Annotated in this window: 16 protein-coding genes and 3 pseudogenes; 8 read left to right on the top strand and 11 right to left on the bottom strand. The window is 70.6% G+C overall.

Translation table 11 applies throughout. The features are described from left to right. Window positions 1-13: 13 nt before the first annotated feature. Window positions 14-1,237, top strand: a pseudogene (locus tag SVTN_RS00190) (IS1380 family transposase); the annotation flags it as partial. A 209-nt stretch (window positions 1,238-1,446) separates the two neighbouring features. Here SVTN_RS00190 and SVTN_RS00185 read toward each other — a convergent pair. Then, on the bottom strand, window positions 1,447-1,860 hold the full coding sequence (locus tag SVTN_RS00185; RefSeq protein ID WP_041127281.1) for a hypothetical protein: 414 nt from the start codon (window positions 1,858-1,860) through the stop codon (window positions 1,447-1,449). A 16-nt stretch (window positions 1,861-1,876) separates the two neighbouring features. After that, complete coding sequence (locus SVTN_RS00180) at window positions 1,877-9,265, bottom strand: polymorphic toxin type 27 domain-containing protein (protein WP_167352184.1); 7,389 nt, start codon at window positions 9,263-9,265, stop codon at window positions 1,877-1,879. A 1,150-nt stretch (window positions 9,266-10,415) separates the two neighbouring features. On the opposite strand from SVTN_RS00180, the gene SVTN_RS40805 reads away from it, so the two are divergent. Continuing rightward, window positions 10,416-10,925 (top strand): transposase, encoded by a 510-nt coding sequence (locus SVTN_RS40805; protein ID WP_052498799.1) that lies wholly within the window; start codon window positions 10,416-10,418, stop codon window positions 10,923-10,925. Between the two features lie 15 nt (window positions 10,926-10,940). On the opposite strand, the gene SVTN_RS00170 is transcribed toward SVTN_RS40805, so the two are convergent. Continuing rightward, window positions 10,941-11,738, bottom strand: coding sequence for a hypothetical protein (locus SVTN_RS00170; RefSeq protein WP_159026392.1), 798 nt, complete (start codon window positions 11,736-11,738; stop codon window positions 10,941-10,943). A gap of 400 nt (window positions 11,739-12,138) precedes the next feature. Between SVTN_RS00170 and SVTN_RS00165 the strand changes: the two genes are divergently transcribed. Next, the gene (locus tag SVTN_RS00165) at window positions 12,139-13,098 is read left to right on the top strand and encodes a serine/threonine-protein kinase (RefSeq protein ID WP_041127279.1); all 960 of its coding nucleotides are present in this window, start codon (window positions 12,139-12,141) and stop codon (window positions 13,096-13,098) included. A gap of 3 nt (window positions 13,099-13,101) precedes the next feature. Beyond that, complete coding sequence (locus SVTN_RS00160; RefSeq protein WP_052498798.1) at window positions 13,102-14,172, top strand: hypothetical protein; 1,071 nt, start codon at window positions 13,102-13,104, stop codon at window positions 14,170-14,172. 30 nt (window positions 14,173-14,202) lie between these two features. On the opposite strand, the pseudogene SVTN_RS00155 reads toward SVTN_RS00160, so the two are convergent. From SVTN_RS00155 to SVTN_RS00145, 4 genes and pseudogenes are all read right to left on the bottom strand, one after another. Next, a pseudogene (locus SVTN_RS00155) lies at window positions 14,203-14,373 on the bottom strand (transposase); the annotation flags it as partial. 8 nt (window positions 14,374-14,381) lie between these two features. Beyond that, window positions 14,382-15,131: an IS5/IS1182 family transposase gene (locus SVTN_RS00150; protein WP_041127278.1), complete on the bottom strand. Its 750-nt coding sequence runs from the start codon at window positions 15,129-15,131 to the stop codon at window positions 14,382-14,384. Window positions 15,132-15,237: 106 nt separating this feature from the next. Next, a pseudogene (locus SVTN_RS41580) lies at window positions 15,238-15,897 on the bottom strand (IS5 family transposase); the annotation flags it as partial. A 295-nt stretch (window positions 15,898-16,192) separates the two neighbouring features. After that, window positions 16,193-16,861, bottom strand: coding sequence for a P-loop NTPase family protein (locus SVTN_RS00145; protein ID WP_041127277.1), 669 nt, complete (start codon window positions 16,859-16,861; stop codon window positions 16,193-16,195). A gap of 181 nt (window positions 16,862-17,042) precedes the next feature. On the opposite strand from SVTN_RS00145, the gene SVTN_RS41575 reads away from it, so the two are divergent. The 3 genes from SVTN_RS41575 to SVTN_RS00125 all read left to right on the top strand — a co-directional run bounded on the left by SVTN_RS41575 (window position 17,043) and on the right by SVTN_RS00125 (window position 19,456). Then, window positions 17,043-17,968 (top strand): IS5 family transposase gene (locus SVTN_RS41575; RefSeq protein WP_425428935.1). Its coding sequence is split into 2 segments (ribosomal slippage): window positions 17,043-17,454 and window positions 17,454-17,968, totalling 927 coding nucleotides; the frame shifts between segments, so codons are not numbered across the junction. Between the two features lie 133 nt (window positions 17,969-18,101). Next, the gene (locus SVTN_RS00130; RefSeq protein WP_041127275.1) at window positions 18,102-18,734 is read left to right on the top strand and encodes a CBS domain-containing protein; all 633 of its coding nucleotides are present in this window, start codon (window positions 18,102-18,104) and stop codon (window positions 18,732-18,734) included. 35 nt (window positions 18,735-18,769) lie between these two features. Further along, window positions 18,770-19,456 (top strand): response regulator, encoded by a 687-nt coding sequence (locus SVTN_RS00125; protein WP_041127274.1) that lies wholly within the window; start codon window positions 18,770-18,772, stop codon window positions 19,454-19,456. Window positions 19,457-19,464: 8 nt separating this feature from the next. On the opposite strand, the gene SVTN_RS00120 is transcribed toward SVTN_RS00125, so the two are convergent. The 4 genes from SVTN_RS00120 to SVTN_RS00105 all read right to left on the bottom strand — a co-directional run bounded on the left by SVTN_RS00120 (window position 19,465) and on the right by SVTN_RS00105 (window position 23,461). Beyond that, entirely contained in the window at window positions 19,465-21,198 is a 1,734-nt protein-coding gene (locus SVTN_RS00120; protein ID WP_041127273.1) for a sensor histidine kinase, read from the bottom strand. Window positions 21,199-21,249: 51 nt separating this feature from the next. Next, entirely contained in the window at window positions 21,250-21,666 is a 417-nt protein-coding gene (locus SVTN_RS00115; protein ID WP_078908103.1) for a cation-transporting P-type ATPase, read from the bottom strand. A gap of 35 nt (window positions 21,667-21,701) precedes the next feature. Next, on the bottom strand, window positions 21,702-21,911 hold the full coding sequence (locus SVTN_RS46320; protein WP_342669639.1) for a universal stress protein: 210 nt from the start codon (window positions 21,909-21,911) through the stop codon (window positions 21,702-21,704). A gap of 647 nt (window positions 21,912-22,558) precedes the next feature. Then, window positions 22,559-23,461: a universal stress protein gene (locus SVTN_RS00105; protein WP_041127271.1), complete on the bottom strand. Its 903-nt coding sequence runs from the start codon at window positions 23,459-23,461 to the stop codon at window positions 22,559-22,561. Window positions 23,462-23,729: 268 nt separating this feature from the next. Between SVTN_RS00105 and SVTN_RS00100 the strand changes: the two genes are divergently transcribed. Beyond that, window positions 23,730-24,353, top strand: coding sequence for a CBS domain-containing protein (locus SVTN_RS00100; RefSeq protein ID WP_041127270.1), 624 nt, complete (start codon window positions 23,730-23,732; stop codon window positions 24,351-24,353). The last annotated feature ends 4 nt before the right edge of the window (window positions 24,354-24,357 follow it).

Genomic DNA, 24,357 nt, shown 5'->3' with positions numbered 1-24,357 from the left:
GGGACGATGAACCTTGTCGAGGGGTTCTGTCGGTCCAGCGGAAGGCACTTTCTGCGTGCAGGGTATCGGTTCACGTCCCAGGCTCCACGTCTCCGCCGACGGTGCGGGGGTGGTCGGTCACGCCGGAACACGGCTACTGGCTGATCTCGCCGACGCGACCGGGCCGACGGCGGCGTACTCCACGGCACTTCGGCCCCTTCGGCCCCGTGGGACCGGCCACGACCCGGCCCGGATCGCCGTCGATCTCGCGGTGACGCTCGCTGACGGCGGCGAGGCCATCACGGATCTGGCCGTGCTGCGCGACCAGGGCGAGGTATTCGGCCCGGTCGCCTCCACGCCGACGGCCTGGCGGCTGCTGGCCGCCATCGACGAACGAATGCTGGACCGGCTGCGGTCCGCCCGCGCTCAGGCCCGGGAAGCGGCCTGGCTGCAGGCCGAGGAGACCGGCTCCGGCACATCCGCGGTGAAGGCCGGCGGACGCGAGGCGACCGGCCTGGTCCTGGACCTCGACGCGACCCTGATCACCTGCCATTCCGAGAAGGAAGCGGCCGCACCCACCTACAAAGGCGGCTTCGGACTCCACCCGCTGCTGTGCTTCCTGGCCAATACCGGCGAGGCGATGTCCGGCATCCTGTGGCCCGGAAACGCCGGAGCCAACACCACCACCGATCACATCACGGTGCTCGACCAGGCCCTCGCACAGATCCCCGACGCCCACCGGCACGGCACCGACATCCTCACCCGCACCGACAGCGCCGGATCCGCGAAAGCCTTCCTCACCCACGTCCGCAACCAGCGAACACGCGAAATCCGCACCTTCTTCCCGGCCGGATACGCCATCACCGAGCCGGTCCGCCGCGCGATCCGGGCCCTGCCCGCGCAGGTCTGGCACCCCGCCCTGGACCAGGACGGCACGCTGCGCGAGTCCGCCGAGGTCGCCGAACTGACCGGCATGGTCGGCCTTGCCGGCTACCCGGCCGGCACCCGCATCATCGTCCGCCGCGAACGCCCCCACCCCGGAGCCCAGCTCTCGCTGTTCGACCAGGACGAGGGCCTGCGGAACCAGGTATTCCTCACCGACACCCCCATCACCTCAGGCTCGGCCCAGTTCCTGGAGGTCCGCCACCGCCAACACGCCACCGTCGAGGACCACATCCGGTGCGGCAAGACCACCGGCTTCGGCCGCTTCCCCTCCCGCCACTTCCCGGTCAACGCCGCCCGGCTCGAGCTCAGCCTCTACTCAAGGACCTCGGAGAACCCGACCCCGCGCCGGACCCTCACCATGTCCACCGGCCGACACGGCCTCAAACAACCTTGCTCAGCCGCCCAGCAACCCCAACTGAAACGGCGAGGTTGAGCGAAAACCCGTACACGGAAGAAGGGGGCCTTCCCGGTGCACAGAGCACCGGGAAGGCCCCCTTCCTCATTCACTCGGGCGGCAGACGGTCAGCTGACGTGTCCCGATTCCGCCGGGAACTCCGGCGGCCAGGGCTCACGCGGGTCGTACAGCGACTGCCGTTCGCCCATCAGGGCGTACTCCGCCTCCCGCCAGCTCGGATTGGCGCTGACGACGAAGCTTTCGCCGTCCGGATCCAGGATCCAGGTGTAGTCGGCGTCCGCCTCCGGAATGCCGTGCCGTGTGCTGAGCACGCTGAACTCGGCGGCGGTCGCCCGCCGGATGTGGAGCCCGTTCCGGTAGAGGGGCTTGAGGAACATCAGTTCCACATGCCCGAAGGAGACCTCGATCCTCGTCGTGGTCCGGTCCACCAGCGTGGCCTCACTGGTCAGAAAGAGCTGCCGGTGCGACGGGAGGAACCCGCCGACTCTGAAGAGCCGCCCTTCCCGGACGAAATCCGTCATGCCCACCATCTCCTCATCAGTCGGCGACCGGCGTCCCGTTGGCGTACTTCCACTTCTCCGGGTAGACCTGTACGACCTTGCCCTCCTCGTTGGTCATCCACCAGTCGATGGACTTCCAGCCGCGGTCCTCCATCCGGACGGCCGAACGAAGCTTGACCATCTCCCATGCGGTTCCGAAGCCGCCCGTCCGGACGGTCTCCCAGTCGCCGACCGCGATCGTCTCCCCTCGCTGCAGAAGCATATTCAGCGCCTCGTCAGCAGTCTTGGCGCCTTCGACACCGTCCAGGGACACCGAGATTTTCACGCTGCCGTTGGACACCGCTTGCTCCACTCCCACCGTCCAGATCGGGCGTTCTCCCAACCCCATCTCCTTCGGCAGTTGAATACCGAACTCCTTGTTGTTGAAGGTGCGCCCACCGGTGATCTTGGTCAGGCCGTCCGAGTAGGGGTTGACTCCGAGGACGATGCGCTCGCCGTCCTTGACGATGTTCTCGGCGATGTCCTTGAGGATCGCCTGGCACTTCTCGATGAGCTCGTTGCTGGCCGACGCCGCGGCGAACGACGCGACCTGGAAGCTCGCGACCTTCGAGGTGACGGGGCTGACCGCCTGGCACGCCTCGCCGGCCTTCCGGAAGATGCGGCTGAGGATGCCCTGGACGGCGGCCTCGGTCAGGCCGATGGTGTGGAGCGCCCGGTAGGCGTCCATGAACCCGATGCCCGTCCTGAACGCCGCGTCCAGCGCGTACACCGCGGCCTTGCCGGCCCGGAAGAGCGGGCCCGCGACGAACCAGCTGGCCGCCCAGGCACAGTCGCCCCAACTGCCCGACTCGCCACCCGGCGTGATCTTCTGGGCGCAGCCGATGAAGTCGCCGAGCAGGACGTCGACCGGATCGATCCCCGAGTTGAACTCGACCATCGACAGCGTGTGGCTGAGCCGCTCGGTCCTGGGTTCCGTCACCTCGGGGCCGAGGTAAACGGTGTCCGCCTGCGGGCAGCGGCCGAAGTACGTGTCCGGCGAGGCCCCGCACATGTACACGTCGACGTGCGCCTTGTACGTGACGTCGGCCGTGATCGTGCAGTCCCCGACGTGGATGATCGGGTTGCAGTTGTCCTTCTTGACGTTCTGCGGCTCGCCGATGTACTCGATGTGGTCGAGGACCACCCACACGTCGCCGATCCCGGTGGTCAGACCCTGCGAGATCTGCTCCTTGTCACCGGTCGTCTCGGTGCGGTCGGCGGCGGCCTGGGCCTCCGCCGCCGCGTCCCTGGCACCGGCCGCGGCCGTCTCGGCCGCCGTCGCGTCGTTTTCCGCCTTGGTGGCGGTGGCACGGGCGCTGGCGGCGTCCTCCTCGGCCTTGGTGGCCACGGCGCGGGCGTTGGCGGCGTCCTTCTCCGCCTCGGTCGCCGCCGCGTCCGCCGCCGCCGCGTCGGACTCGGCGTCCATCGCCGCCGACCCCGCCGCCATCGCGGCGGTTCCGGCCGTCGTGGCGTAGCCGTCGGCTCGGCCCGCCGCAGCCTGGGCCCCCTGAGCCTCCTCAGCGGCCTGGGTGGCCGAGGTCTGGGCCCGCTGGTACGCCTTGGCGGCGCGGGCCGCGTCCGCTGCGGCGGACGCGGAGGCCTCCGCCGCGAGCTTCATGTCCGCGGCAGCCTGGTCGGCCAGTGCCTTCGCCTCCGCGGACATGTCCTCGGCCTGGTTCGCCGTGGCTGCCGCAGCGGCGGCCTGCTGCTGTGCGATCGTCAGCGACTGCTGACCGGTCAGCACCGCGAACGCGGCCGAGCTGTCGACCTCCTGGAACGGGCTGCCGAGCGCGATCGCCTCGTTCGCCGGCTTGGTCACCGCGGCAGCCGAGTCACGGGCCGCGAGCGAGGACTGCACCGCCGCGAGCGCCTTGCCCGCGGTCGTCGCCGCCCAGGACGCGGTCTGCGCCGCTTCCGAACGGGCCGACGCAGCCTCGGTCTTGGCGACCTTGGCCGCCGCGGAGGCCTTCTCCGACTGCTCCTGAGCGGCCTTCGCGTCAGCCGCAGCGTCTTCCGACGCGTCGATGGCCTCGGCCGCCGCCGCGTGTGCCGCCGCGGCGGCACCGGACGCGATCCAGAAGGACGCCCAGGCACTGTCGGATGCGGCCCTGGCGCGGGCCGCGGAGCCCTGCGCCTTGGTGGCCGCCTCGCGGGCGTCGGTGGCCGCGGCCGTGGCCGCGTTCGCCGAAGCACGCGCGCTGGTGGCCGCGGTGGTCGCCTCGTTCGCGGCGGCCCGGGCATCGGTCGCCGCAGTACGGGAGGCGGTCGCCGCGTCCGTGCCCTCGTCCGCAGCGGCCTTGGCCTCCAGGGCCGCAGCCTTCGCGTTCAGCGAGTCCCGCCGCTGCTCGGCCTCGCGGGCCTTGTCACGTGCGGCGACCGCGTCGCGCTCCGCCTGCTCCGCCACGGCCCGCTTGGAGGAGGCCGTGGATCCCGCCGCCTCGGCCGAGGCACGGGCGTCGCTCGCGATCCGGCCCTGGGCGACGGCGTCGGCCTCATGGCCGGCCGCCTTGTCCCGCTCGCGCTCGGCGGTGGCCCGGTAGGCCGCCGCGTTCGCACGCTCCAGCTCGGCCACGGCACGCTGCGCCTGCGCGTCGGCCGCCGCCTTCTTGGCGTCCTGCTCCTCCGCGAGGGCCTTCTCCTTGGCCTTCTTCGCGGTCTCGGCGTTCGCCGCGGCCGAGGCCGCGTAGGCGTCGGCGCTGTCCGCCGCGGCCTTCGCCTGGGCGGCGGCCTCCTGGGCGGCGATCCGGCGGAACTCGGTGTTCACCGCGTGCGCCTCGGTCTTCGCCAGCGCCAGCAGCGCCTCGGACGTCGACACGGTGGCGTTCGCCGCGTTCAGGGCCGTCTCGGTCGCCTTCGCCGCGGCCGTGGCGGCCGCGCCCGAGGCACGGGCGACCTGCACCGACTGCCGTGCGTACATCAGGCCCCGGCCGCGCGGCACCTCGGCGGCGTCCGCGATGACCCAGGCCTGCTGCTGGCCGGTCACCGCGCGCGCGGCGGCGGCGTTGGCGGCGGTGGCCTGGTCCTTGGCGGTGGTGACCAGCGCCTGGACCTTGCCCCGGGCGTTCGCCAGATCGGCCTTCGCCTGGTCGAACAAAGCCTGCTCCGGCTTGAAGATATTGTCCGGATCGGCTTCCAGCTGGTCGTGCCAGTACTTCTGCCAGCGCAGGATCTGGTCCGCGCGCCACGCCTGGCCGATGGCCTCGACCATGGCATCGGTGGCGGACCGGGTCGCGGCGGCGGCGTCGGCCTCCGCCCGCATGATGACGGCGCGCGGCGCGGCCTGACCGGCGTACTCCGCCTCCCACTCGTACGAGGCCTGGGAGACGACCTCGCTCAGGGCGTTGCGCGGGTCGACCGGGTCGGCGTGGTCACACGCGGACCACGCCTGCTTGAGGTTCTCCACCTCGACACGGAACTCGGGCGTCCCCTCGACGGGCTTCTTGTCGAGGAAGCCACCGTGCCGCAGGTAGGACGCGACCTCGCTGGCCGTGGTGCCGTCCGCGTACTCGGTCCTGTTCACACTGGTGTCCAGCAGCATGAAGTCCGCGGCGAAGTCGCGCCAGGGGTCCTTGCCGCGGTTCTGCTCGGTGATCTCCCGGGCCCTGGCGACCGCCTCGGGGCTCGCGTTGGTGTGCCCGTCCCAGCCGAGACGCGCGGACACCTTCGGCTGGGTGGACAGCGTGAACTCGAGGACGTCGGCGCCGAAGCGCGGTGCGTGCAGCGTGATCCCGTCGTCGAACGAGCTCATCGCGTACGGACGGTTGGCGTCCTCCAGAAGGGCCTCACGTGCCGCGAAGGCGTCCCGGTAGGCGTAACCGGCCCGCCGGTCCTGGTCGAAGGCCTGCCCCAAGGGGAAGAGGCCGATCCCGCCGGCATCGCCGACGACTGCCTGCAGATCGTCGTTCGTACCGGTCAGAGCCTCGATGGCCTTGGCCTTCATGTTTGCGCCGCCCGCGTGCAGGGCGACACCCGCGAGACACCGGTTGAGGCGCGGGGCGCCGCGCACGTCACGGATGACGGCCGTCAGCTCGTTGAGGCGGCGCAGCGCGTTGTCGGCGTCGCGGAAGATCGTCCGCATGCCGTCGGAGACCTTCTCGATCGCTTGCGCGAGCGCGGGGACACGGCCGACGATCACGGCGGACGACGGGACGTCGACCAGCGCCCAGAGACACTGCTCGACGTTCGAGGCCGGCAGGCACTGCTTCACCTTGGCGGGGTCGAGCTGTTCGAAGAGGATCTGCCCACCGTTGGCGGTCGCCCACTCGACGACGTTCACGGAGACGGCCGCGAGGCCCTTCCGGTAGTCGTCGACACAGGTCTGGCCACAGGCGTCGAGCAGGATCTTCTCCTCGCGCTCACCGAGCGCGGGCCAGTTGTTCGCACCGCCCTCGATCGGCGTGACGCCCTCGGCGAGCGCTTCCTTGTGCGCCGCCTCGTTCCGCGTCTGCTGCGCTTTCTCCGCCTGCGCGGCGGCTTCCTCGGCGGCCGTGCTGTCGCCGGTGGCGTCGGACGCCTTCGACTCGGCGTCCTTGGCCGCCCGTTCGGAGCCGGCGGCCTTGTCCGCGGCCTCGGCGGCGGCCTCGCCCGCCCGACCGGACTTCTCGTTCGCCTCGGCGGCGTGCCGCTCGGCGTCGGTGGCCTCGCGTTCGGCCGCGGTGGCCGCGTCGCTCGCCTCGTCCGCGGTGAGGCGGGCGGACGCCGCGTCGTTCCCGGCCTGTCCGGCGTGGCCGGCGGCGGCGTCGGAGGCGGCGGTGGCGCCCTTCCCGGCCTCGGAGGCCTCGGCCGCGGACGCCTGAGCGCGCGTCACGGCCTCGGCCGCGCGCACCGAATCGGTAGCCGCCGCGGCGGCGGCCTCGGCGGCGAGCTTCGCGTCACCGGTGGCCTGCGCGGCGGTCTGCTGCGCGGACTCCGCGGCCTTGGCCGCCTCGGTGGCCTTGGCCTCGGCCGCGGCGGCCTGCTGCTCCGCGATCGTCCTCGACGACTGGCCGACCAGTATCGCGAACGCCGCCGAGGTGTCCTTCTCCTTGTACGACGAACCGATGGCGAGGACCTCGTCGGCGGCGGCGACCGCGCCCGTGGCGGCGTCTCGGGCAACGAGTGCCGCCTGGCCGGCCGCATAGGCACGGCCCACCACGACGCCTGCCGACTTCACCGCTTCCGTGGCGTCGCTCTCGGCGGCGGCGGCTTCCTGCCCCGCCTTCTTGGCGAGCCCGTCGGCGTTCTTCGACGCCGTGGCGGCGTTGTCCGCACGGATCGCCGCGTCCCGGGACGCGTCGAGCGCCGTGGCGGCCGCCGCGCGCGCGGCGGAGGCCGCCTTGAGGGAGGCGTAGTACGCCGACCACGCCTTGCTCGCGTCGGCCTCGGCCCGCTTGGCCGCGCCCTCCGCCGTGGTGGCGGCCGAACGGGCGCTGACGGCGGCGGCGGTGGCCTGGTCCGCGGCGGTCTGCGCGGCGGTGGCGGCGTCGGCGGCCTGGTCGGCGGCCGTACGGGCCGCTACCGCGGCCGCGCGGGTCTCCGCGGCGGCTGCCGTGCCCTCGGCGGCGGCGGCAGCGGTCTCCAGCGCCGCCGCCCGGGCCGCCGTGGCCTGCTTCGCCTGGGCGGCGGCAACAGCCCTCTCCCGGTCGACCTGGGCGGTCTTGGCCTTCTCGTCCGCGAGCTTCCGCTTCGTCGCCGCCTCGGTGGCGGCGGTCCCGGCGGCCGTGTCGGCGCTCTTGGCCGAGGTCTGCTCGGCCGCGGCCCGCTCCTCGGCCTCCTGCGCCTTGGCGCGCTCGGTCGCGGCCTTCGCCCGCGAGGCGACGGCCGTGGCCTGCTCCGTCTGGGCCTTGGCACGCTCGGCGGCGGCCGAAGCGGCGGCGGTGGCGGCCTTGTCGCGCTTCTGCTCGGCCGTCGTACGGGCGGCCTTGGCGGTGTTCGCGCTCTCGGCGGCGGCCGTGGCGTTGGCCTCGGCACTGTCGGCGGCGGCCTTCGCCTGCGCGGCGGCCTCCTGCGCCGCCACCCGCCGGAACTCGGCGCCGACCGCGTGCGACTCGGTCTGCGCCTTGGCGAGCAGCGCGTCACTGGTGGCGACGGACGCGTTGGCCGCGGCGAGCGCGGTCTCGGTCGCCTTCGCGGCGGCCGTGGCGGCGGCCGCGGAGGCGCGGGCGACCTGCACCGACTGCCGGGCGTACGTCAGACCCCGGCCGCGCGGCACATGACTCGTGTCGGCGACGGCCCAGGCCTCCTGCTGCGCGGTCACGGCCGTCTGCGCGGCCGTGACCGCCTTGCCCGCGTGGTCCTGTGCCGACGCGACGAGGGCGGCGATGTTCGACCGGTAGCGCGCGAGGTCGGCGTCGGCCTTGTCGTAGAAGGCCTGGTCGGGCTTCTGGAAGATCGTGTTCGGGTCCTGGGCGAGCTTGTCCGTCCAGTACTTGCGCCAGGTGAGGATCTGGTCGACCGCCCATGCCTGGCCGATCGCGTTGATCATGTCGTCGGTGGCCTCGCGGGTCGCGGCGCCGGCATCGGCGTCCGCCTGCATGATCCTCGCGCGTTGGCCGGCCTGGCCGGCGTACTCCAGCTCCCACTCGACCATGGCGGTCATCACGGGCTCGTTGAGCACGCGGCGCGGGTCGAACGGGTTCTGGCTGTCACAGGCGGACCAGGCCTGCTTCTGGTCCTCGACCTCGACGCGGTACTCGGGCGAGTCCTTGGCGGGCGCCACGGTCGGGAAGCCGCCGCGCTTCAGGTAGGCGGCGATGTCGGTGGCGGTCGTCCCGTACGCGTAACCCCTGACGTTGATCTGGTCGTCCGAGAGCATCCAGCCCGACGTCATGTCGTGGAAGGCGTCCTTGCCCTCGTTCTCCTTGGCCACCTCCTTGGCCTTGGCGATCGCCTCGGGGCTGGCGACGCTGTGCTCGTCCGAGCCCAGATTCGACATCCTGGCCTGGGTCTCGAGGGTGAAGCGCGTGACGTCGTCGCCGAACGCCGGCACGTGCCACTCCATGTCGTCGCTCTCCCACGCCGACCGGACGTAGGGGTCGTTGGCGCTCTGCAGCGCGAGCTGCCGGTCCACGACCACGTGCCTGTACGCCTCGGCGGCGCTGTAGTCCTCCCCGGAAGCCTGGCCGAGCGGCCCGTACCCGATCGAGTCCGCGCTGATGACGGTCGCGCGGAGCTCCTCCTGAGTGCCGGTCAACCCCTTGATGGCGCGGGCCTTCTGCAGGGGACCGCCGAAGTGCAGCGCCTCGGCGGTCAGACAGCGGTCGACCCGCCGCTGGTAGCCGACGCTGTTGCGCATCCAGCCGGTGTCCTCCTCCGGCACCGTGTCGGCCGCTGCCGGTACGGCCTGGACCAGGCCGGTCAGTACGGCCGAGGCGGTGAGGAGGGCTGTGGCGCTGGTGGTTCGGGCCACCAGGTGTCTGAAGCGATGTCTGCGTCTACCGACGCCTCGAACCCATGGCACTTCTGTGTCTGCCGATCTCTACGACTGTTCGGCAACATCGGCTATGAGGGTCACGGGCCGCCATGGAGCATCCGGGCAGGGCAATGCCTGCGTGCTCGGCCCCTCCCCCCACGAGACGCGGCTGCCGCTTACGCTGCGACGATGCCACGTCAGGTTCCGCGCGTGAAGATCAAAAAACTCCGCGAACGCCCTATTAGACCTCGCTGACGGACAAAGCGATCGAATCCTTGATCATCTCTTTGCCGCCGCAGGGCTGAGGTACGCGACGTCGTATGGCGGCATCTCGGGCTACCGGTCTGGCGGGCGCCCGCTCTTGCGCTGATCAGGCACCAGTCCGAACCGGTCGTGATGCGCGTGGCGACCGCTTCGCTGTCGATCAGCCACACGTCCAGCGGGCCGGACGGAGCCCCTGAGTCATGCAGGTGCCACGAGGCGACTACTTGCTCAAGACGGCGCCCGACCAGGTAGTCAGGACGCACACCGGCCCCGTGCAACGGGCACTCGCTCGCCCTCTTCGACTCCACGCGTCGACCGTACCGTCAGGCAAACCCCCAGCTCACGTCCTTATACGGGACAGCCCTTGGCTGGGCTTTTAAGGACCGGTCGGCTGTTCCCCGCGTCCGCAGGGATGGTCCCGGCTCCCATCGACTGGGCAGCGAGGTCCTGCTCCTGCTCCCCGCACCTGCGGGGATGGTCCCGGCTGACCGTCGGCCCGGAGGTCGTGCTGGTGGAGGTTGCCGCATGCGCCCGCCGGCCCGTTGCCCGGGCTGCGGGAGCCCGGGGAGACGGAGGCACTCCTCCTACTTGAGGACGCTAGCCGAACGTCCGCTTGTTGGACGGAAGTTGGCGATACGTCTTCGCATCCGCCGCTTCTGCGACCGCGCCCAATGCCGGCGGACAACGTTCGTCGAGCAGGTCCCCGGGCTGAGCGAGCGCCACGTACGTTCCAGCATCGGGCTGAAGCAGTGGCTCCGGGCCGTCGCCACCGAGCTGGGCGGCCGGGCAGGCGAACGGCTGTGCCACAAGCTCAGCATCGCCGCAGGCCGGACCCGCCTCCTCGGGCTGCTGGAAGCGCCCGAGGTACCGGAGGGCGCCGCGGGTGCCCGGCGTCGACGAGTTCGCCTTCCGTAAGGGCCGCACCTACGGGACCGTCCTCGCCGACGTCGAAACCGGCCGCGTCGTGGACGTGCTCCCGGACCGCACCTCAGAGACCTTCGCAGCCTGGCTGTGCGAGCACTCCGGTGCGGAGATCATCTGCCGTGACCATGCCACTGCGTACACCCGGGCGATCAAGGAAGCCGCCCCCGACGCCATCGAGGTGGCAGACCGGTGGCATCTGCTCCAGAACCTCTGGGCCGCCATCGAGAAGACCTGCCACCAGCACCGCTCCTGCCTGCGTAAACACGCCGAGCAGGACGCTCCCGTCCCGGTCCGCTCGTTCGCCGACTTCCTCCGCCAGGACCTCGACGCCGTCCCCGCCGGCCTCACCCTCGAATGGAGCTCCGGCAAGGTCGAAGGAAACGTGAACCGGGTCAAAACACTCAAGAGATCCATGTACGGCCGAGCCTCGTTCCGACTTCTTCGAATCAGGATCCTCACCCGGGGGTGAGTCCAGGGCCCTCGATCAGACCGTTCCGGGGCGTTCTTCCGGATCACCGGCGAGGCGATCGAAGTACTCGTCGATCAGGCCGATCAGGCCGGCCGCGGCGTGCTGCTCGGTCTCGGGCGACCAGGGCTCGTCGGGGCGGCCGTCGGGAAAGATCAGCTTCTCGGCCAAGGCCCAGTACACCAGGTTCGAGCCGTATCCCAGCTTGGCTGCGAGCCACTCCGTGAACCCGTCCAGCAGGGCTTTGCCGGAGGCGATGCCATAGCCGTTGAGGAACCCGACCACCGACCCGAAAGTGACCCGGCCGACGAACATCCCCGGACGACTCTTGAAGCTGTCCCAGATGTCCTGGTGCGACCGCGTCGGCTTGGCCCGGCCGCGCCCCCAGGCGGCGGGCACGTGCGACAGGTCGGTGCCGGCCCCCCAGGTGGAGTACGAGACCGCCTCCGGCCCCACGCCGAGAGCCGCGAGGAGGCTGCCCACACGGGTGGCCGGATCGACAGGCCCACCCTTCCGGGTCCACACGTGGGTTCCCGGAGCGTCCCCCTCGTGGTGGGTGACGACGAAGTCCGTCCCGTCCAGCACGAAGAACGCTGCCCGCACACTGCCGTGCCCGTCCCACGAGGTCTCAAGGGTCAGTCTCAGCCGCCGCGCCACCGCCTCCAGGTCCACCGAGAGCAGGGCCAGCGAGTTCAACGGCCAGGTCACGCTCTGGAACATAGACGCCTGCCGCACCGGATTGCGCCCACCTGCCCGAAGTGCCGTCGCGGGCTCCCAGTCGCCCTCTGCATCCGGTATCTCGATCATCTCAGTCACGACGCACAGTCAACCAGTACATGATCTCGATTCGGCCGGCCGCCGACGGATCCGCAGGGATCCCTTCCCAGTCGTTCACGGAACTCCGGTCAGAGCCAGTTTCAGCGTGCGGCTCGGCCCGTCGGCGGGGCTATCCCGCTCACGGAGTAAGCGAACCGTGTCGAGTCGTCAAGGACGTCTACCGCGGCGCGCTACGTGCTGGGAACGAACCTCTCCTGGCCGAAGCGCTACCCGCCCGGCCCCAATGCCCAAGCAGCCAGACATGAGCCCATTTGATTGGAGTCGGGTGCGGAGGAGTGAATCACTGGGCCAGCCTCCTTTCCTCAGCGAGTGTTTCGATGCTGCGGTGACGACCTTCGAGGCGTCCTGAAGCGGCCTCCGACGAAAGCGTGGTGGCGGATTGAGCGGATTGATCGGAAAACGGATCGCGAACTATCAGGTGGAGCGCGAAATCGGCCGTGGGGACAGATCTCTCGTCTATCTCGCGAAGGATCTGCGGCTGGACCGGGTGGTCGCTCTGAAGCTGCTCGCCCCGGAACTGGCCCGCGACGACACCTTCCGCAAACGCTTCGCGTACGAGTCGCGGGTCGCCGCCTCGATCGATCACCCGCATATCCTGCCGATTTTCGAAGCGGGCGAGACCGACGGTGTCCTGTACATCGCCATGCAGTATGTCCCCGGCCTCGACCTGCGGGCGCTGCTGGACCGGGACGGCCCACTCCCGGTACCGACCGCCCTGCGAATCGCCGCCCAGGTGGCCTCGGCGCTCGACGCGGCCCATGCGCACGACCTGGTGCACCGGGGTGTGAAGCCCAGTAACATCCTGGTCGCCGAGGGCACCGACGGCGACCGCCCGGAGCACGTCTACCTGACCGACTTCGGACTGACGAAGAGGTCGCTGTCCCTCACGGGCTTCACGACGGTGGGCCAGTTCGTCGGAACGCTCGACTACATTGCACCGGAGCAGATCTCCGGCCGTCCCGTAGATGGCCGGAGCGATCAGTACAGCCTGGCCTGCGTCGTCTACGAAGCCCTTGCCGGAAGGCCGCCATTCCAGCGTGATGACGACATGGCGCTGACGTGGGCACACCTGTACGAGCCGCCACCTGCTCTCTCTCTGGCACGTCCCGAGATCGAGCCCGGTGTCGATGCTGTGATGGCCAAGGCGCTGGCCAAGTCTCCTGAGGACCGCTATGCCTCGGACCAGGAGTTCGTCGCCAAGCTGCGATTTTTCGCGAGCTCTGGCTACGGGGCACCAGCGCCGTCGAGGCCATCAGCGGCATCTAGGCCGACCCCGCCCTCGCCTGATGCAGGGACACCGCCCGGGCCACCTTTCGACGACGATGACGACGAGTGGTGACGCGTGGGTGACATCGCCAGGAGCGCTCTCGGCGGCGCATGGACGGTGCTGGTGGGATGGCTCTTGCCGACCGCGTTGAACGTGAGCCTCTTCCTTGTGGCAGTCTGGCCAAGTCTGCGGCGCACTTCGGGATCCGTGAGGCTGTGGTCAGAGGGCGTCACGCATCTGTCTGCCGGGGTGCTGGGCGTCTCGGTACTCCTAGGGCTGGCGCTCTGCGCCCTGCAGAACCCTCTCTACCGCGTGCTGGAGGGTTACGCCCTCTGGCCTAACGCGCTCTACGCGTACGGGTGCGCTCGCCGGCGGCAGGCGAAGCAGGATCTCCAGGACCGCCTCGCGCTGATCAGGCTGGAGCGCCAGGAGCGGGAGAACCGGCTGGCACAGGATGGTGCCGCCCGGTTGACGGCCTTGCGGGCCAATCCTCGGATCGCCCGTGCCGCCCGCAAGGACCGGCGGCGTACGGCTGTGCAACGTGCGCTGCTCCGCGAACGCCTCGCTCGCTACCCCGTCGACGACGCGCAGTTGGCACCCACGAAGCTGGGCAATGCCATCCGGCGCTTCGAGGAGTACGGCTACGACCGGTTCCGCCTCGACACCCAGGTGATGTGGAACGAACTGACCGGGAACGCGCCGGAGCAGGTCCGCCGACAGGTCGATCTCGCCCGCGCGAATGTCGACTTCTTCGTGGCGCTGCTCTACGGCCACTGCGCCGTCGTCCTCTGTGCGGCAGCAGCACTGGCCATGGCTGGCCCCGATATCCCGCTGCTGATCACGGCCATTGCCGTGCCAGGCTTGCTGATTCCGGTGTGGTACCGCGCGGCCGTGTCGGCAACCGACGAATGGTCTGCGGCTGTAAGAGCGCTCGTGAACACAGGGCGCAAACCGCTCGCCGAATCCCTGGGCCTCCTTCTACCGGGCGAGTTGGAGCGTGAACGCGAGATGTGGGCGCTGGTGTCCAAGATGTCGCGGTTGCCGCATCACGAACGTGCCGCAGGACTGGACACCTTTCGAGAAAAGACGCCCGAAAGCTCACCGACGCTTGTCGGGGGCAGCGGTGTCAGCCAGAACGCGACGTAGCCTGAACCACCACGACACTCGGACCGTGTCCTATGTGGTGAGCCGGGGGAGACGCTTGTAGCAGCAGATGGCCGCGGCGAGGCCGAGGAAGGCCAGGTAGGTGCGGGGGTGTCGTTCGTAGCGGTGGTTGAGTCTGCGGTATCCGGTCAGCCAGGACATGGTCCGCTCGATCACCCATCTGCGGCGCCCGAGTCGTTCACTAAGGATCTTCAGCGTCGCCGCTCGAGGGTGAGAACGGCCTTGGTGATTGACGTGAGTCGGTTGGGGCTGATGCGGGCTTTGCGGAAGATCCGCCAGGCCTTGAGGCGGGCGAAGGCCCGCTCGACCGGGAAGCGGAGTCGTGCGTGTGCACGGTTGACGGCTGCTTGTCTCATGGTGAGAGGGCGTCCGAGGTGGCGTTTGAACGGCACCTGGAACGTTCCGCCGGCCCCTGCGTAGGCCTTGTCGGCGAGGACGGGGATCCGCAGTCGTTCACAGACGGTGACGATGCGGTGGGTGCGGGCGGCGGTGATGTCGACGGTGCGGCCGGGCAGTGCCGGCGAGTACCAGATCAGCTCGCCCGCCGGATCGGTGACGGCCTGGATGTTCACGCCATGCCGACGGGCCTTGCCCGAGTAGTCCCGTTCGCGATCGCCGACCCGGTCGCACTCGGCGATGGTGCCGTCCACCAACACGTATGCGGGACGCGCCCGGCGCAGTGCCTGGGTCAGGGACGGTGCCCTCGCGGCGAGGAGCTTGATCACGCTCTGTACGTAGGCGTGGGCGGTGCCCTCGCTGATCCGGAAGCCCGCGGCGAGCTTGGCATAGGTGGTGTGCTCGCGCAGGTAGACCAAGGCGATGACCGCGCGCTGCGAGGGCCGCAGTTTGCAGCGGCGGTCACCCTCGCGGGTGACGATCAGCATCGTGACCCACTCCACGAGCGCGTGCGGCAGGTCGAGTGCGGCAGGATAGGTGACCAACGAGGCCTCCGGTCGCAGCGGTTGAGACGTCAGACATCTCGAACCATTGCCCGAAGGCCTCGCCTGCTATCCAGCCTCGACCGTCACCCGATCGGTGACCACTCTGAAGATCCTTACTGGACTTGATGCCTTTGCGCGCGATGCGGACGCCGATGCGCTTACCTCGTGGCCATTTCCGCAGTTCAGGTACGTCGTAGGCCTTGTCGGCGTGCAGGCGCTGGGGTTTGAAGTGACGGCCGCGGTGGGGGTCATGTTTCGTTTGGAGGCCCATGCCCATGGGCTTCAGGGCTTGGCTGTCGTGGGTGTTGGCGGCCGAGACGCCGACGAGGAGGGGCAGTCCGTTCGCGTCCGACAGGATGTGCATCTTGGAACCCGGCTTGCCTCGGTCCACGGGGCTCGGGCCGGTGAGGTCGCCCCCCCTTTTTCGCCTGGACGTGGGCGGAGTCGAGGACGGGTCGGGAGAGGTCGAGCAGGCCGGCGTCGTCGAGGCGGTGCAGGATCTCCTCGTGCAGCCGGCCCCAGACACCGGCCCTGGACCAGATCAGGAACCGGCGGTGGGCCGTGGACTTCGATATGCCGAAGCACGGTGGCATGGCTCGCCAGGCGCAGCCGGAGACCAGTACGTAGATGATCGCGGCGAACAGCGTCTCATCAGGCGTGTCCTGCGTTCCGCCGCCCTGTGGCCGCCCCTCGACGGCGGGATCAGCGGCTGCGCGATCTCCCACAACCCGTCCGGAACGATCCAGCTCCACGTACCCCGCCCCATGACCTGCCCAACGGCCGCCTCACCACATAGGACACGGTCTAAGGGCGCGACGTCACCACGCTGGCCTGACGCTTACGAATCAGGCCAGCGGCCGCGCCTCATCGGGCACGGCCGCCAACTCGCTGCTCGTTCTACGCGCCACTCACCAGTCGGTCAGTCGAGGGTGGGCGGCTTCGCCGAGTCGGAACGAGCACTGGCACGAGCGCGCCGGAACCTGAGGGCCCAGCACTTCCGTATTCGGTGGTGCTAGGCAGTGTCCTGGTGATCAACAGCGGAAACCTCTTGGGCCGAGCGATCACGCAGCCGTCGCCGCGCCAAGGTATGGGGCGAAATGCTCGGCGACCTCTGCGGCCACAGCCACCGCGTCGAGCGTCCCGTCGACTTCGATGACGCGGATGCCGAGGCGGCGGGCGTTCCGTGTTGCGTCCTCGGCGACCAGCCGGTCACGGGCGAGACGGTTGGCCTGGGAGCGGGCCGGGTCAGTGACAGGGACGTTGAGAGTTCCCGCGCGCGGGAGAGTCCGGAGTTGGTGCTGACGGAAGTCCTCGGTGGGGACGAGGACGACCATTCGCCGGAGTGAGTCGAGCAGCGGCGCGACCAGCTCCGGTCGCAGCCCCCATCCCTCGGCGATCGCCGGCCGGCCGGTGAACAGTGCGCGCAGGTCGTCCAACGCCCACTCGAAGCGGACCGGGAAGCCGGCCAGCGTCTCGGCAGCCATCTCCTCCGGGTCCTGGTCCAGCCAGACATGGTCGGGGGTGGGATCTTCCACGGGCTCACCCAGGGCGACACGACGCGCGATCCGGCGATCCTGGTGGCCGCGGGCGTCGTGGTAGTCGTAGTGATACACCGTCAACCCGTACTTTCTGGCAATGAGTTCGGCAACGGTGGTCTTGCCGGACCACTGTGCGCCGCCGATCCACAGCGCGCGCTGCAGGCTGCCATGTGTATCCCAGACGTCTGACATGAGTGTCCTCCCGTGGGAGAGCGGTGCAGACCTCCGCTCGGGAACGAGTTTCCTGGTTTGACAGCAAAAATTGCAGTCTTGTCTTCGCTGGGCGGTTCACAGAGAGTGGAAAGGGAGGGGTGGATCGTTCCCCTCGCGCTCCTGGCCATGGCTACTGCCCAGTGGAGTCGTTGATACGACTATGGGAAGTGGGAGTGACCTGACGAATGCCCAGTGGGAGCGCCTGGAGCCACTTCTGCCGGTGAGCAACGGACGTTGTGGCAGGTGGCGGGACCATCGTCAGGTCGTGAACGGGTTGCTGTTCCGGATGCGCACGGGCGTGCAGCGGCGCGATCTGCCGGAGCGGTACGGGCCGTGGACGACGGTGCACGAGCGGCATCGCCGCTGGTCGGCGGACGGAACGTGGGAGATGCTCCTGCGGCGGATCCAGGCCGAGGCGGACGCGGCCGGCGAGATCGACTGGGACGTCTCGGTCGACTCGACGTCCGTGCGCGCACACCACCACGCCGCCGGCGCCCGGCACGCTCCGTCGCCCCCTCAAAGGGGGCTCCGCCCGGACGGTCAAAACCGCTCGGGTCCGGGCGGAACTGATCGACCGGCTGCGGAGGTGGTACGGGAGGTGAGGCGCTCGGCCGCTCGCGCGGCGGGGTCACTACCAAGATCCATCTGAGCGCGGACAGGCGCTGCAGGGTGCTCTCGCTGGTCATCACGTCTGGGCAGTGCGCCGATTGCACCCAGTTCGAGCCGGTGATGGACAACATTCGCGTGCCGAGGCTGGCCTGCGGCAGACCGCGTCCCAAGCCGAACAGCATCAGCGCTGACAAGGGCTACAGCAACCGCCGAACCCGCCGCTACCTGAGCAGACGCGGAATCCGGCACGTCATCCAGGAGAAGGCCGACCAGACAGCCAACCGAGTCCGACTCGCCAGGGCCAGGGGCCGACCGCCCGGTTTCGACAAGGACCGCTACAAGAAGCGCAACACCGTCGGACGGGCGATCAACAAGCTCAAGGCATTCCGCGCGGTTGCGACCAGGTTCGACAAGCGCGGCCACGTCTACCTCGGTATCGTCACCGCAGCCGCGCTCGTCATCTGGCTCCGCTCGTGATCGCCAGGACACTGCCCAGGGCAGCCAACCGAAAGACGGGCCCGAGTGGGCCATCCGGCCCTCCTCACGCCTGGCCCACAGGGGGAGACTCGTTAGGGAAGACCCCCGAAGCCTCCGTTCTGAGGAGCACACGATGCCCTCCTCGCGCTACACCGTCAGCGACGTCATGACGCACACCGCCATCGCGATCGGCCGTGACGCGCCCTACAAGGAGATCGTCGCGCTCATGGACGAATGGAAGGTGAGCGCCCTGCCCGTCCTTGAGGGCGAGGGGCGTGTCATCGGGGTCGTATCGGAGGCGGACCTGCTGCCCAAGGAGGAGTTCCGGGGCGTCGAACCGCGCCCGGAGGAGTTCCCCGAGGCCGCCAAGGCCGGGGCCGTGCGGGCCGGGGAGCTCATGTCGAGTCCGGCCGTGACCGTGCACGCGGACGCCTCGCTGGCCGAGGCCGCGCGGATCATGGCACGGCGGAAGGTGAAGCGGCTGCCGGTGGTGAACGGGATCGGGATGCTGGAGGGGGTCGTCAGCCGCAGCGACCTGCTCAAGGTGTTCCTGCGGAACGACGAAGAGATCGCGGCGGAGATCCGCCGTACGGTACTCGGCGGGTCGGCCGCCCTCGCGGACCTGGACGTCGCCGTGGTGGAAGGTGTGGCCATCCTGCGTGGTGCGCTCCCCGACCGGGCCCTGGTGCCGCTGCTCGCCCGTGCCGTGCGGGCCGTGGAGGGCGTGGTCGACGTACGCATGGATCTCGACGGACAATCCTCGTAGGGGCGGGCAGGAACCCATCGACCACAGGGGTCGCCATGACCGAGCTGCCGGCAGCCGCATCGCCCACGCGGGTCTTCCTCGTGGACGATCACGAAGTGGTCCGACGGGGCCTGCGTGACCTGATCGACGACGAACCCGACATGGAGGTCGTCGGTGAGGCGTCGAGCATGGACCAGGCGCTGGCCAGGGGGCCCGCCCTGCGGCCGGACGTGGCCGTGCTCGACGTACGGCTGCCGGACGGCGACGGGATCTCGCTCTGCCGCGAGCTGCGCTCACGGATGCCCGAGCTTGCATGCCTGATGCTGACCTCGTTCGACGACGAGGACGCCCTCATCGACGCGATCATGGCCGGGGCCGCCGGGTACGTCCTCAAGCAGATCAAGGGCTCCGATCTGGTGTCGGCGGTACGGACCGTGGCCACGGGCCAGTCGATGCTCGACCCCGCCACCACCGCCCGGCTCATGCACTCGCTGCGGGATCCCGAAGCGGCCAAGCCGCCCGAGGACGAGCGGCTCGCGGTGCTGTCCGAGCGGGAACGGTCGGTGCTCGACCTGATCGGCGAGGGGCTCACCAACCAGCAGATCGCCAAGCAGCTGTACCTGTCGGAGAAGACGGTCAAGAACCACATCTCGCGGCTGCTCGGCAAGCTGGGTGTGGAGCGGCGGGTGCAGGCGGCCGTGATCGCCGCACAAGCCCACGAGCACGACGCGGGCGAGAAGTAGGTCGGCGTTCAGTCGCGTTGAGTCAGTAGTGGAACACGCCATTCGAGCAACGTGCCGCCGGTCGGTTCCGGCCGCGCGCGGATCGACAGCTCACCGTGCAGGCGTTCGGCCCGTTCGGCGAGGTTCCGCAGTCCGCTGCGGGCGCCGCCCGGCCGTACGCCCACTCCGTCGTCGCTCACCGTCACCGTCAGGACGCCTTCCTCGGCGACGACCGCCACCTCCGCGCGGCGTGCGTCCGCGTGGCGCGCCACGTTGGTGAGGGCCTCGCCGATGACCGCGACCACCTCGTCGGCCACCTCGGGCGGCACGTCCGTGTCGAGGAGGCCTTCCATCCGCAGCGCAGGGGCGAATCCGAGCGTCGGCACGGCCGCGTCGACCGCCTTCACGACGCGGTTCCTGAGCCTCGGTGCCGTCCCGGGAGTGTCGTGTTCCCGCAGTCCGAAGATGGTCGAGCGGATGATCTTGATGGTGGAGTCCAGGTCGTCGATCGCCCGGGTCAGCCGGTCCACGGCCTCCGGGTGCTCGACGAACCGGCGAGCACTCTGCAGGGTCATACCGGTGGCGAACAGCCGCTGGATCGCCAGGTCGTGCAGGTCGCGGGCGATCCGGTCGCGGTCTTCCAGGAGGCTGACCTGCTCGGCGTCGCGTCGCCGGTCGGCCAGTTCGAGGGCGAGGGCCGCCTGACCGGCGAAGCCGGGCAGGACGCTGGTCTCCACGCCCGTGAAGGGGGAGCGTCCCGCGGACCGCGCCAGGATCAGCACACCGCTGAGTCGTTCCTTCGTGCCCACGGTGACGGCCACCGCCGGCCCGAATCCCTTCCAGCGTTCGGGCTGCACCGTGATGCGGGGTTCGTTCCCGACGTCGGCCACGGTGACCAGACCGTCCCGGGCCAGGGCCGCGGCGGCGAGGGTTCCCTCGACACTGGGCAGCACGACACCCCGGTGTGCCCCGGCGCCCTCCCCGCTGGCCAGGGATCCACGGAGCTCACCGCCCGGTCCGACCAGGTAGAAGACCCCGATGTCGGCGTCGGCGGTGTCCACGGCGCGCTCCAGCATGCCGCCGAGGACCTCGGTCTCCTCCGCGCCGGACAGGAGAGCGCTGGTGAAGTCGGAGCTCGCGGCCAGCCAGCGCTGACGCAGCCGTCCCTCCTCGTAGAGGCGGGCGTTCTCGATGGCGATGCCGGCCGCGACCGCCAGGGTCGTGACGACGGCCTCGTCCTCCGCGTCGAAGTCGGCCCCGCCGCGCTTCTCGGTGAGGTAGAGGTTCCCGAACACCTCGTCGCGCACGCGGATCGGGACGCCGAGGAACGTGTGCATCGGCGGATGGTGGGCAGGGAAGCCGTACGAGGCAGGGTGCTCGGACAGCTCCGGGAGGCGCAGCGGCTCGGGGTTCCGGATCAGCTCGCCGAGGATGCCGTGGCCGGACGGCAGGGCGCCGATCCGCTCGCGCACATCGTCGTCGATGCCGACGGGGACGAATTCGGAGAGCTTCCGGCCGTCGCCGATGACGCCCAGGGCCCCGTACTCGGCGTCCACCAGGGCCACCGCCGCCTCCACGATGCCGCGCAGCACCTGCGGCAGGTCGAGCCCGCGACCGACCGACATGACCGCTTCCAGGAGCCCCTGGAGCCGGTCCCTGGTGCCCCGGACCTCGTCGATGCGCGCCTGCAGCTCGTCGAGGAGTTCGTCCAGTCTCAGTCGTGGCAGCCGCGTGTCCGCGGACCCGGTGTTCTCCCGGCCCATCGAAGCCTCCGGTCGTGTCGAGCGCGCGCACGACACCCGTCGCGCCCGGTTTCACGGTAGTCCGGATGCCCCGGCCGTTCCTGCTGGGCCGGGCGCCCGGAACGCCGTCCGGAGGAGCCGCGCGGCGAGCAAGTCGCGGACGGCGCCGTCGCGCCGCACGCGCGCGTGCGGGGCGCTCAGGGCCGAGAGGGCGGCGACGGCGTTGTCGGCCCGAACCTCCTGGGCGACGCCGACCGTCGTGTTCACGACGACGACCAGAGCGACGACGATCGCGTCGGGATGGTCACCGATGGCGAGCGTGAGCACGACGGCCCCAAGCAGCACCATGATCGGTGGGTCTCGCAGCTGTGCCAGGACACGGGTGTGGAGCCGCGGGGACTTCCTCGCCGCCACCTCGTCGGGTCCGGTGTCGGCTAGCCGGCGGGCGGCCTCTGCAGCGGTGAGGCCGGTTGCCGCGCCGGCCGACAGGGTTCGACAGGGTTGCCGAGGACGTCATGGCGGCCTCACTCGGCAGGGACGGTGATCACCGGGCAGTGGGCGCGGTGCAGGAGCCCGTGGACGACGGAGCCGAGGCGCATTCCCGAGTATCCGCCCCGGCCACGGCGGCCGACGACGACGGCCAGGGCGTGCTCGGCTGCGTCCGCAAGGGTCTCGACGGGCGAGCCGATGAGGACCTCGTGGGTGAGCCGGACGTCGGGTACTTCTCCGCCCATCCGGCCGTGGTCTCGGAGAGCATCCGGCGCTCGGCGTGGAACAGGGTGTCGCCGGTGTGCAGGGTGAAGACGGGCGGGGCCCAGACGGCGATGGCGCGCAGCGCGCAGCGCCTGAGGTCCGCCTCCTCGAAGGCGAGGGCCAGCGCGGCCCGGAAGGATGCGCTGCCGTCGACGCCGACGACCAGGTAGGGCGGGTCCTGTGTGCTGTGCTCGGCGTCGCCCACGACCGCCACGGGGCACCGCGCCTGGGCGGCGACCGGAACCACGAGGGAGCCCGCGCTCAGGAACTCCTCGGTGCGGCTGAGGTGCCGGGAGCCGAGCACCACCATGGCGGCCTCCCGCGACAGGCCGGCCGGCACCTTCGCCGGGGCCCGTCGAGAAGGGCCGTGGTCACGCGGACGTCGGGCTGCCGGTCCTGCGTCCAGGCCGAGGCGACGCGCAGCACGTCCTCTCCCGCGACCGCCCGTGCGTGGCGCCGATCGATGTCCTCGCCATGAGGGATGTCGTGCGAGGGCGGTACGGCGACCACGAGACGCAGTGCGCGGAGACGCCGGTGGGCCTCGTCGGCGGCCCAGGCCAGTGCGAGGTGCGCCAGTTCCGGACGGGGCCGAGGCCGATGACGATGTCGCGGTGTTCGAGCGTGCCGGTCATGACATGCTCCCGTGTCCGGGTCCGTACCGTGGGATCAGCTCCACCGGGCAGTGGGCGTGCTGCAACAGGCTCAGCGTGGTCCGGCCGAGCGTCGGTCCGAGGTATCCGGGCGCCCGCCGGCCGCCGACGACCAGGAGGTCGGCTCGGCGTGACGCCTCCACGAGCGCGCCGGGCACGCTGCGGCTCTTCTCGCCCTCGGCGTCCAGTGCGAGATCCGGGAACTCCTTCCGGATCCGGTCGGCGACCTCCACCGACGCGCGCACGTGCGCGCGGGCGTTCCCGGCCGTGCCGCTGTGCAGCACGCCCCGTACCCCGGCGTAGGGGTCCGTGCCCCAGACGTGCAGGAGTCTCAGCGGCACCTTGCGCAGCAGGGCCTCGCGTGCCGCCGCCCTCGCACAGCCCACGTCGTCCTCGTCCCGGACCGCAGCGAGAACGGCGTCGGCTTCGGCAGGCTCCGCGGCTCCACGCACGACGACCACCGGTGTGGTGGCGCCGGCGGCGAGTTCGAGGCCGACCGATCCGAGCAGCAGCGAGGAGAACCCGCCGCGGCCCCGGTGCCCGACCACGATCGTGCCGCTCAGCGCGGCGGCACCGCGCAGGGTTTCGACGGCCGAGCCTCCGCCGAGTTCCGTGACGGTCACGAGGCCGGGGTGACGTGCCGCGACGGTCTCCGCGGTCCGGTCGAGCAGCTCTCGACCGGCCTGCTCGGCCCGGTCGGCCTCCGCCGGGGAAAGGAACCGGGACGCCGCTTCGACGTCCGTCGCGTGGACGAGGCACAGGGTGCTGCCACGCAGCACCGCCTCGTGCGCGGCCCACATCACCGCTGTCCGGGCGGACGGTGATCCGTCCACGCCGACGACGACCCTGCCCAGGCCGGGACCGTCCCTGGTTCCGTCCATGGCTCCTCCTCGTCCGGTCCGCAGCAGTCCAACCGGTAGGAGTCCGGTTCGTAGGACTGTTCTCCACCCTCACAGCGGAGGGCGGCGCCGACGGAGGGCCGCTGGGGGCAATACGGGGACCAAAGGTCCCCTCGGGTCGCGGGCCGGATCCGAGTCCTATCGGGCCCCGCTGTGGACCGTTCGGCCCTCGCCGACCGCCGGCCGTCCGATCAGGGTGGTGACACGGAACAGCGCACGGCAGCGGCACGCGCGAACAGGAGGCGCGGCGATGAAGCACATGAAGGTCGGCGGCCTGATGACCGGCAACGTGGTCTCAGCCACCCCTGGAACCTCGTTCAAGGAAGTGGCGAAGCTGCTCGCCGAACACGACATCACCGGAGTCCCCGTCGTGGACGAGGACGACCACGTGCTCGGCGTGGTGTCCGAGAGCGACCTCCTGACCGCCCGGGAGCCGACCGCGCGGGCCCTGATGACCGAGCCGGCCGTCACCGTGCACGCCGAGCAGTCGGTGGCGGACGCGGCCCGTCTGATGGTGCGGCGTGGAGTCGAGCGCCTTCCGGTGGTCGACGAGGAGGAGCGGCTGGTGGGCATCGTGACCCGGCGCGATCTGCTGTGCGTGTACCTCCGTCCGGACGCGGAGATACGGCACCGCGTGCGCGAGGACGTCCTCTCCGACGTCATGGGCCTGCCCGCTGACGCGGTGGACGTGCACGTCCTGGACGGTGTGGTGACCCTGGCGGGCCGCCTCCGGTGGCAGAGCCAGGCACGGCTGCTCGTGAACCTCACCGAACGCGTCGACGGCGTCGTCGCGGTCGTGGACCGCACCTCCGCCCAGGAGGACGGCATCCGGTTCACGCCCGCCGCGCGGACCGCACACGACGCCTTCGAATGAATCC

This window comes from Streptomyces vietnamensis (genome assembly GCF_000830005.1).
GTDB lineage: Bacteria > Actinomycetota > Actinomycetes > Streptomycetales > Streptomycetaceae > Streptomyces > Streptomyces vietnamensis.
Note: the sequence above shows the minus strand (reverse complement) of the source record. Positions and strands in the feature narration are given on the sequence as shown.